Below are 15,287 nucleotides of genomic sequence, written 5' to 3'. Positions count from 1 at the left end.
GGCTGATCATCCCGCCGGCACCGTGGTTCGCTTCGCAAGGAGCTGCTCCAGCGTCACCGGCCGAAAATCGCACACGTCGACGCCGACGTCGAACTGGCGCGGCATCGATGTCAGGCGGCCGTGGCTGTGGCCATGCAGGTTGAGCGCGCCCTTGTGCTGGCGGTTCCAACTGCGGAAGGCGTAGTGACCCAGGACGAGCGGACGGCCTTCGACCTCGATCTCGGCATAGTCGCCGACGCTCACCCAGCCCGGTGCCGCGCCCGTGGCCTCGGAATCGTTGTTGCCACGAAGCAGGTGCTTGGTTCCGTTGAGCCTGGTGAGCAGCGCCGCGACATCAGCCGGCCGCCGCGCGACATCACCCAGATGCCAGACGACATCCTCTACGCCCACGACGGCGTTCCACCGGTCGATCAGCGCGGCATCCATCTCGGCCACGCTGGCGAAGGGTCGCTTGTGGATGTTGATCGTGCGGTGATCGCCGAAATGCGTGTCGGCGGTGAAGAAGACGGTCATGTCCAATAGAGAATGCGCGCCGCCGGCAGCAGCGCCGCGATCCTCTCCTCGAACAACGTCCGAAGCGATCGCATCGTCGGCGCGTCGTAGACCCGCTTTTCGGTGCCGAACTTGGTCCGCTTCGTCGTCCGGTTGTCCGCGCCCATGTCGAGCGCGGAGCCGGGATACCAGGTTTCCAGCACCGCCTTCGATCCGGGCGTGAAGCGATGCGTGATGAGTTCGATCGTCAGGTCGACACCGGCGATGCCGGCGAGCGCCGCCGCCGCATCGGCGAGCAAGGCGTCATACGCCTCTCGCCAGCCCTCGGCGGCGATGATCGGCGCGATCGTCAGCCCGATCGGATATCCCACGCGCGCCATGTCGGCCAAGGCGGCGAGCCGGACCGTGACGGGCGCCGTACCGCCCTCGAACCGGGCGAACATCGCCGGATTGATCGACGCCCGCATCCGCGTGCGCTTCTGGTGGTCGAGGGCGAGCAGCGGCCCGACGTCGGCGAACTTCGTGGTGAAGCGCAGCTGCGCCGCCGCATCCCAGCGACCGAACCAGGTGATCGCCGCCGACAGCGATCCGGTGATCGCTTCCAGCCCCAGCGGATCGGTGTAGCAGGATGCCTCGAACGTCGTGCCTTCGTGGGCGCGATCCTGGCTGCGCGAAGTGATGCTACCCTGCCCCAGATAGGCTGGCAGCCCGTCCAGTATCTCGTCGAGATTGGCGTAGACGCGGGTGATTGGTTGCCCCTTCAACGATCCTGCCAGATAGCAATAGCTGCAATGCGCCGGACACCCTTCGGCAAGGTCGACCCGCCAGTCGGCGCTGGGGGCGATCGGCTGCAATCGCCGCTTGGAGGGCGGCGCAACCACCACAGCGAGCGTCGATTTCGCCGCCGCATAGGCCCGCCGCGGATCGTCGGGCAAATCCAGCGCCAGTCGATCGCCGGACAGCGCCACGACCTCGACGCCCTGCGCTTCGGCGCGCGCGACGATCGCCCGCCCATGCGCGAAACCCAACGCCGAGCGGGTCACCAGCAACCGCTGCGGGCGCCATCCCGTGACCGGCCGGGCTGATGCCGTCTGTGCTGTCGCTATCGTAGCCATGTCCGGATCAACGAACGACCCGCGGCGACGGTCCGATCGATCGACATGAGCGACCGGATCGTCTTAGGATCGGCGCTCCACCGCGACAGGGGGCCGACCTGCACTTCCTCGATACACGCCGTACGCTGCTCCGCTCGGCGATACTCGCTTCAATGGGGTTGTGGACCGCGGCACAGGCGCGTGCCGCCGGCCTGTCGGCAGATAGCGGCATCGCGCGGGGCATTTCGCTCGACCTCGCACGGCAGCGAGCGAGGCAGATTTCGGGCGTCCATTACGACCTGTCGCTCGACCTGACCGCGACGGACAGTGCGGCCGGCACGGTCGTCATCCGCTTCGATCGCGCGCGCAACAGTGGCGATCTCGTCCTCGACTTTCGCGGCCCCACACTCGCCGATCTGACGGTCAACGGTCGTCCGCTACCGGCCGAGGGGCGGAAAGACGGCCATCTCGTCCTGCCTGCCGCGCTGTTGAAGATCGGCGCCAACGTCGTCGCCGCACGGTTCGCGACGCCGATCGCGGCATCGGGCGCCGCGATCATTCGCTATCATGACGACAAGGACGGCCAGACCTATCTCTACACCCTGCTCGTCCCCTCCGACGCCAATCTCCTGTTTCCCTGTTTCGACCAGCCCGATCTCAAGGCGCCCTTCCGCTGGACGATCACCGCGCCGAGCGGCTGGACGGTGATCGCCAACGGCCCGCTCAACGGGCAACAGCCAGTGACCGGCGGCACGCGCTGGCGCTTTGCCGAAACCGAGCCGATCTCCACCTATCTCGCCGCCTTCGCCGCCGGTCCCTGGACGCGCTGGACGTCGGCGCCCGCGGGGGAGCGCCCGATCAGCCTTTACGCGCGCGCCTCGCGCCGCGCCGAGGTCGATGCCGAGGCGCAGATCGCGACCAACCGGGCTGCGGTGCGCTGGCTCAGCGACTGGTTCGGCATCCCCTTCCCCTTCGCCAAGCTCGACCTAGTGCTTGCGCCCGCCTTTCCCTTCGGCGGCATGGAGCATGTCGGCGCGGTCTTCTACAACGAGGACCGCTTCATCTTCCGCGAGCCGCCAACGCTGCCGCAGCGCGTCGGTCGCGACGCCACCATCTATCACGAGATCAGCCATCAATGGTTTGGCGACGACGTCACCATGCGCTGGTTCGACGACCTGTGGCTGAAGGAAGGCTTCTCGACCTATATGGCCGCGCGCCTCCAGGCGGAGCTACAGCCCGACAGCAACGCCTGGACCACCTTCCTGTTGTCGACCAAAACGCTCGCCTATCGCGCCGATGCGACCAGCGGCACGCAAGCGCTGTGGCAGCCGCTCGCCAATCTCGATGCCGCCAAGAGCAATTACGGCCCGATCGTCTACAACAAGGCGCCGGCCGTCATCAAACAGCTCGCCTTCCTGGTCGGCGAGGAGGGGTTCCGCCGTGGCCTCCACCGCTTCCTCATCGATCATGCCTATGGCAACGCAACCTGGCAGGACCTGCTCGGCGCAGTCGGTGCGGCATCCGGCGTCGACCTGACCGCATTCGGCCGCCAGTACATGCTACGCGCCGGCCTCCCCCGCGTCGACGCGCAGCTCCGCGTCGCGGGCGGCCGGATCGGGTCGCTGACGCTCGTCCAGCGGCCGGCGCGGTCGCTGCCCGGCGACCGCAGCGGCGCATGGCCGATGAAGGTCCGGGTACGGCTGGGCTATAAGACCCGGCCCGATGTCATCCTCGACGCCGCCTTCTCCAGCACGACCGCGATCGTCGCCGGGGCGGCGGGGCTGCCGGTGCCCGACTATGTCTGGCCGAACGACGACGACCAGGGATACGGCCTGTTCCTGCCCGACGACCGCACCCTCGCCTGGATCGTGGCGAACGCCGGCACGGTCGAGGACCCGCTGCTCCGCGCGATGCTGTGGAGCGCGGTGTGGGACACCGTCCGCGACGTCCGCTTCTCACCGGCGCGCTACATCACGATGCTGCTCGACCACCTGCCCGGCGAAACCGACGAACAGATTTCGCGCACCATCCTGTCGCGCGGCGCCGCCGCACTCGACGCCTACCTGCCGGACGATGCGTCCGCGCCGCTGCGGCCCCGCTGGGAACAGGCGCTGCTCGCCCGCATCGACAATGCGAACCTGGGATACGGTCTGCGCAAGGACGCGCTCGATCGCCTGATCACGACCGCGCGGACGCCGCTCGCACTTGCCCGCTTGCGCGACCTCCTGGCGGGCCGCGCGACTTTGGTCGGCACCGCAATCCGCCAGCCGACACGCTGGGCGATCGTCCGTCGCCTGATTGCGGTCGCAGCGCCCGATGCCGCCGCGCTCTACGCGACCGAGCAACGGCTCGACCAAACGAGCGAAGCGTTGAAGGACGCGTTCGTCGCCCGGGCGGCGACACCCGACCGCGCGGTCAAGGCGGCCTACTTCACCCGCTATTTCGATGATGCCGCGCTCAACGAAGCCTGGGCGAGCGAAAGCCTCGGCGCGTTCAATACGATCGAGCAGACCGAACTCACTTTGCCCTTCCTTCGTCCGGCGCTCGACCGACTTGAATGGATTCGCCAGAACCGGCGCATCTTCTTCCTGCCCGCCTGGATCGACGCCTTTATCGGCGGCCAGCGCGATGCGGCGGCGCTCGATGTCGTCGATCGGTTCCTGGAGGCGCACCCCGGCCTTCCCCTCGATGTACGTCGCAAGGTTTTGACCGCACGCGACGAACTGGCTTTAACCGTGCGTATCAGGGCCGCGACATTTCCAACGTCAACGAAGGTCTGATGAAAGACCCGGCAACCGGACAGCCAGCCCGTCTTGCATGCGGCAACCGAGCCAAACCTTTGAAATGATGGACGTACAGCGCCGAGCGACTTTCGCCAGATGCCCCGGGGTGCTTTAATGCGGCAATGAAGCATTTTCGTCAGGGGGCCGTGCTGGCCCTGCTCGCCGGTCTTGCCGCGATGCCGCTGTCCGCGCAATCGACCTATGATCGGGTCTACCCGATGATCGGCACGGGAGGAGAAGGTCACACCTTTCCTGGGGCGGTCGCGCCCTTTGGCATGGTGCAATTTTCGCCCGATACCGACACAACTTGCGTCATTCGGGAATGCTACAGCCATGCGGCGGGCTATCGTTATGAAGATCCGACCATCCAAGGTTTTTCGCTGACGCACTTCTCCGGTGCCGGGCATTCGGATCTCGGCGATTTCCTCATGATGCCAGTCGGCGGGGATAGCGTGCCACTGGAACCCGGCAACCCAGGCAAGCCGGGGTCGGGTTATCGCTCGCGCTACGATCACGCGACAGAGGTCGCGCGGCCAGGCTATTACGCCGTCAAGCTGGAGGATCGAGGCGTCCAGGCGGAACTGACCGCGGGGACACGGATCGGCATTGCCCGCTATCGTACCACGTCCGGCGCGCCGTCCATGCATCTGGTGCTCGATCTGCGCAGCTCGCTTTACAACTATCCTGGCAAGGTCCTGTGGTCCTCGATCAGGCTGCGTCCCGACGGCATCGTGACCGGCTGCCGACAGACGCGCGGCTGGGCGCCCGACCGAAACCTGTGCTTTGCGATCCGTTTTTCCGCGCCGCTGAAGGGGCATGCGTTCGTCTCGACCGAGACGGACGTCGCGTATAAAGGCTTCCGAGGGCCGGGACGCGGCAGTGACGCGGTTGCGGAGCGCGCCGGACGCGCCCTGGTCGCCCGCTTCGATTTCGGCCCCCTCGACCGACCGCTTGAAGTGACCAGCGCGATCTCATCGGTCGATGAGGCAGGCGCGATCGCAAACCTGGCGAGTGAAGTCGGGGATTTCGACGCGATCCGGGCAAAGACGACCCGGGCGTGGCGCGCCGCCCTCGACGCGGTGAAGATCGATGCGCCTGCCCCGATCGCGAAGTCCGTGGCGACTGCGCTGTATCACAGCTTGCTGGCACCCGCCGTCGCTAGCGATGCGGACGGTCGTTATCGCGGGCCCGACAATCAGGTGCATCGTGCGGAAGGCTACACATTCCGTTCGACCTTCTCGCTTTGGGATACGTTCCGCGCCGAGCATCCGCTGCTGACGCTCGTCCAGCCGGCCAGCCTGTCGAGCGAGATCGTCCAGTCACTCGTGGCCAGCCGCAGGGATAGCCCTGACGGCATCCTTCCCGTCTGGCAGTTTCAGGGGCGTGAGACGTGGACGATGATCGGCTATCACGCCGCACCCGTGATCGCCGACGCCTATCTGAAGGGAATCAGAGGTTTCGATGCGGACGCGGCGCTTGCTGCCATGGTCGCGAGCGCGACCTATGCGCCCTATGGCGGCTTGGGCGAATATATGAAGCGCGGTTATGTGCCGATCGATCATGAGCCGGAGGCGGCCTCCAAGACCGTAGAATATGCCTATGACGACTGGACGATCGCACGGATGGCGCGCGCCATGGGCCGTACCGATATCGCTGCGACATTCGAAAGACGTGCAGGCAACTGGCGGAATAGCTTCGATGCCCGGACCGGCTTCATCCGTGCGCGCAAGAGCGACGGATCGTTCCGCACGCCGTTCGATCCCACGGCGATTAACTACGGATCGGATTATACCGAGGGCAATGCCTGGCAATATAGCTGGTTCGTGCCGCAGGATCAGGCTTCACTCGTCGGCGCGCTCGGCGGCGATGCGGCCGCCATCGCCAAGCTGGATGCGATGTTCGAATTCGACAATTCGAAACTCGACTATAGCCATGCCGAAGATATTGCCGGGCTGATCGGCCAATATATTCACGGCAACGAACCCAGCCACCATGTCGCCTATCTGTACAGCTATGCGGGGGCACCGTGGCGGACACAGGCCCGGCTGAAGCAAATCGTCGAGACCCAGTATCGCCCGACGCCCGACGGACTGTCCGGCAATGACGATCTCGGGCAAATGTCCGCCTGGCTCGTTTTTACCGCGCTGGGCTTTTACCCGGTGACGCCCGGCAGCCTGGAATATGTGATCGGTCGTCCTTTCCTAAATAGAGCCGTGCTTTCCCTGCCCAACGGGCGGCAGCTGACCGTGATCGCCGATCGGCTGGACGACCGGCATCCCTATGTCGGGAAGGTGATGCTGAACGGGATACCCGTAACGCGCGCCTATCTGCGGCACGACGAGATCATGGCTGGTGGCGAGTTGCGTTTCACGATGCAGGCGACGCCGAACACCGCCTGGGCGACGCACTCCAAGGATCGACCCTATTCTGCCAGCACGACGCGGTGACAAGGACCCAATCGTCGCCACTCGCGGGCTCCTTCCGCCTTCCCAACTTCGGTCGTTGGTTCATGTCGACTGGCGCGAGTCAAAAAAGCCTTGATTGGGGACATTTTGCCGTTCCCAAGAGACGTATCGAACGGCGATTTTGCCCAATAGTCGACATCCCGGGCCTGCGCGAGGCAGTCGCCGGCAGGAACCACTAAGACTTAGGTCGATCCGCGAGACCGATGCCACCCGGTCAGCGGCGGCAACCGGGCGACGGGCTGATGCGGGAGAATGTGGTGACTATACCGGATGATGGAGCTGCGTTACGAGATGCTGACTGCCACCAGCGAGGGCGAAGAGCTCTAGGAGGTCGTGGATCAGGAGGACGAACTCGCGACAATGGCAATGCAGCCGATCCAGCGATGGCAGTATCGGGTGACGTTCGACCTCAGGGTCCGGAACGCCTACGGCGTCGCGTTCCAAGATTTCTTCTCTGCGATCTTGGAAGCCCGATACGGCAGCGACTTCATCAGGGTCAGGCCCTTCGGCTCGCTCGGAGACAAGGGCTGCGACGGCTACAGAGGAACCGGTGGCCAGGTTTTCCAGTGCTACGGGAAGCTGGAGGACGCCGCCCCGAAGGTAGCGACGATCGTTAAGAAGATCGGCGACGACTACCAGCTTTCGGGCGGCCATCTCGGGACGATCATGAAGGAGTGGCACTTCGCCCACAACCTCGTCAGTGGGTTGCCCATCGAGGCAGTCCAGAAGATCGAGGAGCTCAAGCAGGCCGGCGCTCACGTAGTTGGCGTCTTCGGGCCGGCGAGCCTCTGGACGATTGTCGAGGCGCTCAGTGAGACTGAACTCTTCAACCTCCTCGGACCCGCCGCGACGGCTGAGGATAGCCAGAACCTAAAGCTCGAGGAGGTCAGGCTTCTGACGGACTCGCTGATGGCTTCGATATCTTCCGGGACCGTCCTGAACGGCTCCATCAAGCCAGTGCCGTCGGATAAGCTCGCCTTCAATCAGCTTCCAGGCCACTGGGTCCAGTTGCTCACCTTGGCATCGACCAACGGGCCATACGTCCAGCAATATTTCGAGCAGAACTCGGACGTCGAGTTGGGCGCCCGGATCGCACAGGCGTTCTCCAGCCGATATCTGGCGCTCAAGCAGGAGGCGCTCACACCTGGACAGATCATGGATGCCCTTTACGAGCAGACGACCGGAATGGGCTCGGTGACCACCGTCAGGCAGGTCGCCGCGCAGGCACTGTTGGCCTATCTCTTCGACGCTTGCGAGATCTTCGAGGATCACGCGGACAAGGTCGGGGCATGATCCTTCCCTCGAAGCACATACCTGAGAGCCGCTCCCTCACTGCGATCGGGGGTGAAATACTTGCCCAGCTTGAGGAACCGCGCGCGGTATCGGAGATCTGGGAGCGGGTCTTAGCTGCACGCCGCGCGACCGGACAAGGCGCCCCGCTGCCATACGACTGGTTCGTCCTAGCGCTGACGTTCCTTTATTCGATCTTCGCGGTCGAGCTGTCTCAGGGATTGGTAGAGCGGACCGGGGACCGCCGGTGATCGTCTCGATTGAAAGCGACCTGCCTAGCTTCAAGCCAGTCCGGCTCAAGGCCGGGCTGAACGTCCTACTGGCCGACAAGTCGCCCTCTTCGGGCGAGAAGCAGACGCGAAACAGCGCCGGCAAGTCTAGTCTGGTGGATGTCATCAATTTCCTACTGGGAGGAAAGGCCTCCAGCGCGGTCGCCTGTCATGACGCACTCAAGGCCTACACGTTCTTCGGAGTCTTCGAGTTCGACGGTGTCCAGATCAGGGTTGGGCGATCCGGAGAGGAGCCGTCGAAGATACTGGTCGATGAGGATAAGGCGGCGTCTTTCGGGTTGACGCCCAGACTGGACAAGAAAACCAGCCGTCATTTCGTGTCGAACGAGGTTTGGAAGGAGTTCCTCGGCCACCGGCTTTTCGCGCTTCCGTTTCCGACGAAGGGGACGTCGTTTGAGCAATCCTACACGCCCACCTATCGGTCGATGATCGCCTACTTCGTCCGCCGCCGCGGCGGCTTCATGCGTCCGGACAAGCACGCCGAGAAGCAAGCCACGTGGGACAGCCAGGTGAATCTCTCGTATCTCCTCGGCCTCGATTGGACGATCCCGTTCGAGATCGAGAAGGTGCGGCAGCGCGAGAATCAACTCAAGGAACTGAAGAAGGCAGCCGAAGGCGGAGTCGTCGGAGACATCATTGGCACCGTCGCGGAACTCCGTCCGAGGGTTGTCCTGGCGGAAGCAAACGTCGAGAAGCTACGAGCGGACCTTGCGGCATTCCGGGTTGTCGACACTTACCGGGAGATGTCGGATCGTGCGTCCGCGATCCGTGGGGAAATGCTCGCGATCGAGCGTAACGCCGTGATCCTCAAGCAGACGCTGGATCACCTCGAAGCCAACTATAGGGATGAGCAGCCACCCGCGACTACGGATGTCGATCGGCTATACAGGGCCGTCGGCATCGAACTTCCAACCGTGGCGGTACGGCGCTTCGAAGAGGTGAAAGCGTTCCACGAGTCAGTGGTGGCGAACCGACGGAAGCGTCTCGAGGAGCAGATCGACAGCACGAGGTCGCAACTGTCCAACGGCGAAGCGCGCTCGGTGGTGCTTGACGGTGAACGAAGTGAGATTCTCCGGTTTTTGGAAGGCAGCGGCGCGTTCGAGGACTTCACCGCACTGCAGGAACAGCTCGCGAAACTGGCGGTCGAGGCGTCGGCGTTACGAGAACGCTTCAAGGCGGCCGAGGTTCTTGAGGGCGAGAAGACGGAGTTGGAAGGCGATCGCATCAATCTGAAGCGGCGTCTGCAGGACGACCATCAGGCCCGCCAGGCGCAGTTGGACAAGGCGATCCTCTTCATCGGCGGTGCGATCGAACAGCTATACAGCGATCGGACTGGCGGATTCGTCGTTGCCGCGGAAGATACTGGTCCCGAGTTCGAAATCTCGATCCAGGGAGACCGAGGCGGAGGAATTTCTCAGATCGAGATCTTCTGCCTGGACCTCGCGCTGCTGTCGCTCACTGCCGACACCAAGCGGGGTCCGCACTTCCTGATCCACGACAGCCATCTCTTTGACGGCGTTGACGAGCGTCAGGTGTCGAAGGCGCTGCAACTCGGAAAGGCGACCGCTGATCGGATCGGCGGCCAGTACCTGGTCACGATAAACTCGGACATCTTCGATCGCCTGCCGCTGCCCGCCGGGCTCAACAAGCAAGCGCATGTGCTGTCCACGCGTTTATCGGACGATGGCGAGAAAGGCGGATTGTTCGGCTTCAGATTCGACTAGGGCTGGCCCATGAAGAGCATGGGCGTGGAAGGCACGTCCGGCGCGAACCGCGGACCCCAACCGGCGTATGGCTTGGGTGGAGCCATACGCCGAATGGCTTGTCGCGGCATTCGCGAAGATTGAGAGTTGCGTCAAATTCGCCTCGCAGCGCTGAGACGCTGTCACTAGGAAGGCATGATGACGGAACAAGATGAAGCGGCCTGCCACTTCTAAGACGCGCGATATTATCTAGTGTTTTAGGTGGCAATGCGGTTCGAGAGTGGCACGCGCTTGAAGCCGAATGCCGGTGGATTGGACGCGGCCGGAGAGGTTACGAGAATGAAAGTTTTCTGGTCATGGCAGGCCGATCTCGATCCGCGGCTCCACCAATACTTGGTGCGCGATGCGCTGCGCGACGCCTGTGATCACATCGCTCAAGCTGACGAGGTTGACGAGTCAGACCGTCCGCAGGTCGACCATGATACGGCAGGCTTAATCGGAACCCCCGACATCATCGCCTCGATCTTGGCTAAGATCGCGGAGGCGGCGGTGTTCGTCGCCGACGTCACACCCGTCGGTAGAACGGTGCCCGCGGAGAATCGTCCTGGGCGGGCGGCCGAGGAACTGCCATCCGTCAAGTTTCTGCAGAATCCCAATGTCATGTCGGAGCTCGGTTATGCCGATCGGGCGATCGGGCAGAGCCGGATTATCCTAGTCGCGAACAGCACGCGCTATCCCGGACCCGAAGCACTGCCATTCGACTGGCGCCACCGGAGGGGACCCGTCCTCTACAATCTTCCGGACGGTGCGACGGGTTCACAACGTCAGGCTGTCAGGGCCGAACTCGCCGGTCGATTGGCGGAATTCATCCGACCGATCTTATTGCAGGTGGCAAGCGAGTCCCCCCCGCGGCCTTCCGCGCTTGCTCGCGAGGGCAGTGCCACTGATCCGGCGGTGTGGGTTGGCGCGGACAGCGGCGTCGTCTTTAACGAGTCTCTGATCCACGACGAGCGCAAGATCGCGATCCTGCCGCCTGGACCCCGCCTGTACGTCCGACTCGCGCCGGAGCGATGGACGCCGCCGTCGAAGCAGGAACTGGACGAGCGGATGGGCCGCCATAACGTGCGGCTCGCGATGCATGGCACCTACGGAAGTTCGGGGGTCGATGGCGAAGGTGCCTTCGCCGCCAGCGGTATCAGAACGCTCGATGACGGCAGGTATCTTGCTGGCGGGATAACCCAGTGGTTCGCCGACAATGGCGAGATCTGGGGTGTCGACACGACGAGTTTCGGCGGTGACGATGACGCCGGCCGCTATTTCGCTTCGCAGGTGCCATTCCCCTACCTGGCGCTGTTTTTCAGGTCAGCCTTGGCCGCAATCCGCTCATATTCCCGCGATGGCGCTATCGAGGTGGAGCTTGGTGCGACGGGACTGCTTTCTGCGGGCTTCCCGAGACGTGACTATCGTGGGCGCACGCCAGCACTTTCGGATCGAGTATCAGTGCGAGGCAAAGCGACGGATTGGACGGCGGCGCGGCGCAATGACTTACTGCACAGGTTTTGGAACGCGCTGGTGGACGCTTACGGTCTGCCCATCGCCGCGAACATGGAGGATTTCGAACGTGCCGCCGCCGTGACGTTGTCCCGCACCGACGAAGGTTGAACGATGTGTAGTGACGTCGACCATTCGCTTCCATTCGTCCGGCTTCAGCACAGTGAGTGGCGAGAGCGGCATCACACCCGCATTGTTGACTAGCACGCCGGCACGTCCACGAACGCGTCAAAATCGGCGCCGTCATTGACGCCTAGTTCGCACCAGGCAACGGTCTCGCCCAGTTCCTCCGCCAGTACCTTCTGGCGTTGTCCGCGACGCGCGCCGTTGAACAGCCGGGCGCCGGTCGCAGCCAGTTCGCGCGCAGTTGCTTCGCCGATCCCGCTGGACGCGCCGGTGATAAGTACGACCTGGTCGATATATTCTGCCATGATGGCCTTTCAGGGTAGATGAGCGCATTGGCGCTCCGGCGCACAGACCCCCACATGGTGGAAATGGCTGACCTGCCCCATCAATTTTCTGACGATGCACCCAAGGCGGACCCCTGGCACGACGACACTCTGGGTTTCGCCAGCTTCGCGCACAGGGTCGCGAAGGCCCTTGTCGAGCAACGAGCACCGTCCGGCTACGTCCTTGGGCTCCACGGTGAATGGGGTTCAGGCAAGTCCACCGTCCTCAATTTCGTTCGCGCCTATCTGGAGCGATGGCGGGATGAAGAGCAGGACGATGTCGCGAACCTGCAATGGCTCGCCTTCGATCCTTGGATCGTCTCGGGGCATCAGGACCTTGCCGCAGCCTATTTCAAGGTCCTGTCCGAGAAGATCGGCGATGCCGCCGACAAACGTGCCGCGATCCGCCGCATGGCCAAAGGGGCCATCGACGCGGGTGCGGACAAGATCGCCGATGCGGCAGCCAGTGTCGGCTGGATCATCGACCATACTGGCGGCGCCGCGTCCAAGGCAGGCGCGGCAGTCGGCAAGGTGGCGCTGAAGAAAGCCGCAGAAAAATGGCTGTCCGAGCCCTCGCTCCAGAAAACGTACTGGCAACTCGTAGAGCGACTGAAGGTCGCGGACCGACGCTTCATCGTCTTCATCGACGATATCGATCGGCTGACCAACGAGGAGATCCGTTCGCTGATGCAGATGGTCAAGACGGTCGGTCGCCTGCCCAACGTGACCTATCTCCTTTCCTACGACCGGCAGATCGTTTGGTCAGCGCTCGGCTCGTTCGCGCCCTCCGACGGTGCACGGTCTGGTTACGCCGAGAAGATCGTCCAGCACGAGATCGAAGTGCCGGTGCCGAGCCGGAGCGGGCTGATGCGGATGCTCGAGCGCGGTCTGCCCGACCTCCCGTCTCCGACGCCCACGGGCATCCGATGGATGGAGATCATGCAGGCGGGCCTGCAGCGCTGGCTGCGCCACCCCCGCGACGTGGTCCGGCTGTGCAACGCGATGCATTTTGCCTGGGCGGCGCTGAAGGACGAGATTGACCCTTATGACGTGCTGTGCATGGAGGCGCTGCGACTGTTCGATCGAACGGTCTTCGATTGGGTGCGGGACAACCGCGAGGCGTTGCTCGGCGAGGGCTTGAGCTACGGCCTCGTCACCGACGAGAAGGCCGCTTCGGCTGCCGCCGACGTGCTCGGCGACACGCTGAGCGCTGGTGCTAAGGCGAACATCGTCCCCATCCTTCGCATCCTTTTTCCCAATCGGGTGAAGATGTTCGGCGGGCGGCGCGGCTATTCCACGGAGACTTGGTCGTCGGTCGTCGCGCGCCGCGGCATCGCGTCGCCTGCCGGCTACACAGCCTATTTCAGTCTATCGCCGTCCCCCTTTGCCGTGCCGAAGGCGTGGCTAGATGAGGCCTCTCGCCCGGAAACGACACGGGAGCGCCATGCCAGGTTGATCGACCAGGCGCTTGCGCTGCGCGACGAAGCCGGCGCGAGCCAAGCGGGCGAGTATCTTCAAGAGCTCGATCACCGGATATCCGCGTTCGGTCCGATCGCGCTCGTCGCGTTGCTCGAGGCCTTGGCCGATCGCACGGTCGCGGTGATGCGCGCGAATGACGATGCCGGTGTCTTTGGACCTTCGTCGGCGCATCACATTTTGATCGGCGACGTGCTCGAGCGTCTGGGTCCCGAGCGGGCCTCCGCAGCGCTGGAGGCGATCTTCACGACGTCCGAAGACGTGGGAGCGCTCGCCGCGCTCTTTATGGATCTGGCTCGCTCGATTGGCGTCATTCCCTCCGAGGGATCGAACCTCCGCCATTACATCCCCGCCGAGATGCTGTCGCGATTAGGAGCTCTGCTATTACCCAAAATCGTGGCTGCGCACGTCGCCGACCAACTCTCCACGCTTCCCGCTTATTATGACGTCGCGCGTACTTGGATACATCTCGGCGGTAGGATGGAGGCAAGAGCCTGGCTCGCCGACGAAGCAAGGCGCAATGGCCATACGCTCGCCACGCTGTCGCGAGGCCTTCTCGGGACGTCCACCGATGAGAACGGCACGCGATTTGGTGTCTATCGCGACCCTGACACCGACTTCTACGATATCGACGCCATCGAGGAGGGATGCATTCGCTTTGGCAACGAGGCGGACTTAAACGACAGCGAACGAGCCCGCATTAAGGCGTTGCACGAGGGAATAGGGCTTCTCCGCCGGAAAGCCTCCCTAAACGCCGCATCGGACGGTCGTTCCGAATGATCAGGGCGCAGCTGACGCCGCCACAGTGCAACGGGCCGGGATGTAGCTCCGAGGCGCTGATCAAAGCGCACATTATGCCGGCGGGCTTCGCTCGGGGGATGCATCGCCCGGGCGGCTATAACGTCGGGCTTTCGAACGATGGCGCGCATCGCGCCCGTTACCAGCTCGGAAAATTCGACAAGACCATCCTTTGCGGCGACTGCGATCGGATCCTGGGCAAGCTCGATGATTTTGCCCTCTCTTTCTCGCGGTCGGTGCTGCCACCGGCGGCCATCGGTCAGGTCGGATCAATACCAGGGGTCGATTGCGACAAGCTCGTCGCATTCGCCACGTCGGTGATCTGGCGTGCCTCGTTGTCGACCGATCCCTCTTTCGCGGAAATTTCGCTCGGCCCATTGTCAGATCGCGCACGCGACATTTCGTTCGGGGCGGCCGCGGAGGCCTTCCCCGTCATTGTAAATCGGCTCGCAAGCCCCGATTACGATGTCGGCGCGTTCTATGTCGAGCCGATCAGACGGAAACTAGGCGATAACAACACCTATACGTTCAACATTGGCGGATTTCAGTGGTTCGTATTGGCCGATAGCCGACCTGTTCCGCTTAAATTGCGGCAGCTTGTGGTCAATGGCTCTACCGAGCTGAGGTCGCTCGCTGTTCCTTTGGAACGAACGACTGAATTTGTCGGCATGCGACAGATCGCCGATCGTGTGCGGCGCGTCCAAGCGACCGACCGGACAACCCATCGAGAATAGGTCGACGTGCCGGATCGGTCTTCGCCGCCCCTAGAGTTCAAACGCCCTCCCAATCCGCCGGTACCTGAATAGACGTCCGCTTACGTGCACCCCCGGCGAAGAGCGGCCGGGCCGTAATCCAACCAGTTTTACGTCGAAATGCCTGATGGAGCGCTGGCCATC

Annotated in this window: 9 protein-coding genes and 1 pseudogene; 7 read left to right on the top strand and 3 right to left on the bottom strand. The window is 63.6% G+C overall.

Features of this window, described 5'->3' with window-relative positions; all coding sequences use genetic code 11:
- Nucleotides 1–6: 6 nt before the first annotated feature.
- On the bottom strand, nt 7–513 hold the full coding sequence (locus tag OXQ33_RS14105; protein ID WP_267435331.1) for a metallophosphoesterase family protein: 507 nt from the start codon (nt 511–513) through the stop codon (nt 7–9).
- Nucleotides 510–1,607: a spore photoproduct lyase family protein gene (locus tag OXQ33_RS14100; RefSeq protein ID WP_267435330.1), complete on the bottom strand. Its 1,098-nt coding sequence runs from the start codon at nt 1,605–1,607 to the stop codon at nt 510–512. The genes OXQ33_RS14105 and OXQ33_RS14100 overlap by 4 nt, the downstream gene beginning before the upstream one ends.
- Nucleotides 1,608–1,759: 152 nt before the next feature.
- Here OXQ33_RS14100 and OXQ33_RS14095 point away from each other — a divergent pair, with 152 nt between their 5' ends.
- The 5 genes from OXQ33_RS14095 to OXQ33_RS14075 all read left to right on the top strand — a co-directional run bounded on the left by OXQ33_RS14095 (nt 1,760) and on the right by OXQ33_RS14075 (nt 11,779).
- Nucleotides 1,760–4,366: a M1 family aminopeptidase gene (locus OXQ33_RS14095; protein WP_267435329.1), complete on the top strand. Its 2,607-nt coding sequence runs from the start codon at nt 1,760–1,762 to the stop codon at nt 4,364–4,366.
- Nucleotides 4,367–4,491: 125 nt separating this feature from the next.
- Nucleotides 4,492–6,816, top strand: coding sequence for a GH92 family glycosyl hydrolase (locus OXQ33_RS14090; RefSeq protein WP_267435328.1), 2,325 nt, complete (start codon nt 4,492–4,494; stop codon nt 6,814–6,816).
- Between the two features lie 351 nt (nt 6,817–7,167).
- Nucleotides 7,168–8,127 (top strand): ABC-three component system protein, encoded by a 960-nt coding sequence (locus OXQ33_RS14085; protein WP_267435327.1) that lies wholly within the window; start codon nt 7,168–7,170, stop codon nt 8,125–8,127.
- A 244-nt stretch (nt 8,128–8,371) separates the two neighbouring features.
- On the top strand, nt 8,372–10,138 hold the full coding sequence (locus tag OXQ33_RS17520; protein WP_267435326.1) for an ABC-three component system protein: 1,767 nt from the start codon (nt 8,372–8,374) through the stop codon (nt 10,136–10,138).
- 318 nt (nt 10,139–10,456) lie between these two features.
- Nucleotides 10,457–11,779 (top strand): hypothetical protein, encoded by a 1,323-nt coding sequence (locus tag OXQ33_RS14075; protein ID WP_267435325.1) that lies wholly within the window; start codon nt 10,457–10,459, stop codon nt 11,777–11,779.
- Between the two features lie 12 nt (nt 11,780–11,791).
- On the opposite strand, the pseudogene OXQ33_RS14070 reads toward OXQ33_RS14075, so the two are convergent.
- Nucleotides 11,792–12,099, bottom strand: a pseudogene (locus OXQ33_RS14070) (SDR family NAD(P)-dependent oxidoreductase); the annotation flags it as partial.
- Nucleotides 12,100–12,117: 18 nt separating this feature from the next.
- On the opposite strand from OXQ33_RS14070, the gene OXQ33_RS14065 reads away from it, so the two are divergent.
- Together OXQ33_RS14065 and OXQ33_RS14060 are read left to right on the top strand one after the other, a co-directional pair.
- Nucleotides 12,118–14,373 (top strand): P-loop NTPase fold protein, encoded by a 2,256-nt coding sequence (locus OXQ33_RS14065; RefSeq protein ID WP_267435324.1) that lies wholly within the window; start codon nt 12,118–12,120, stop codon nt 14,371–14,373.
- Entirely contained in the window at nt 14,370–15,125 is a 756-nt protein-coding gene (locus OXQ33_RS14060) for a hypothetical protein (RefSeq protein ID WP_267435323.1), read from the top strand. Before OXQ33_RS14065 ends, OXQ33_RS14060 begins: the two co-directional genes overlap by 4 nt.
- The last annotated feature ends 162 nt before the right edge of the window (nt 15,126–15,287 follow it).

Source organism: Sphingomonas sp. GM_Shp_1 (assembly GCF_026540895.1).
In the GTDB taxonomy this organism is placed as follows: Bacteria; Pseudomonadota; Alphaproteobacteria; order Sphingomonadales; family Sphingomonadaceae; genus Sphingomonas.
This window is presented reverse-complemented; position numbering and strand designations above follow the sequence as displayed.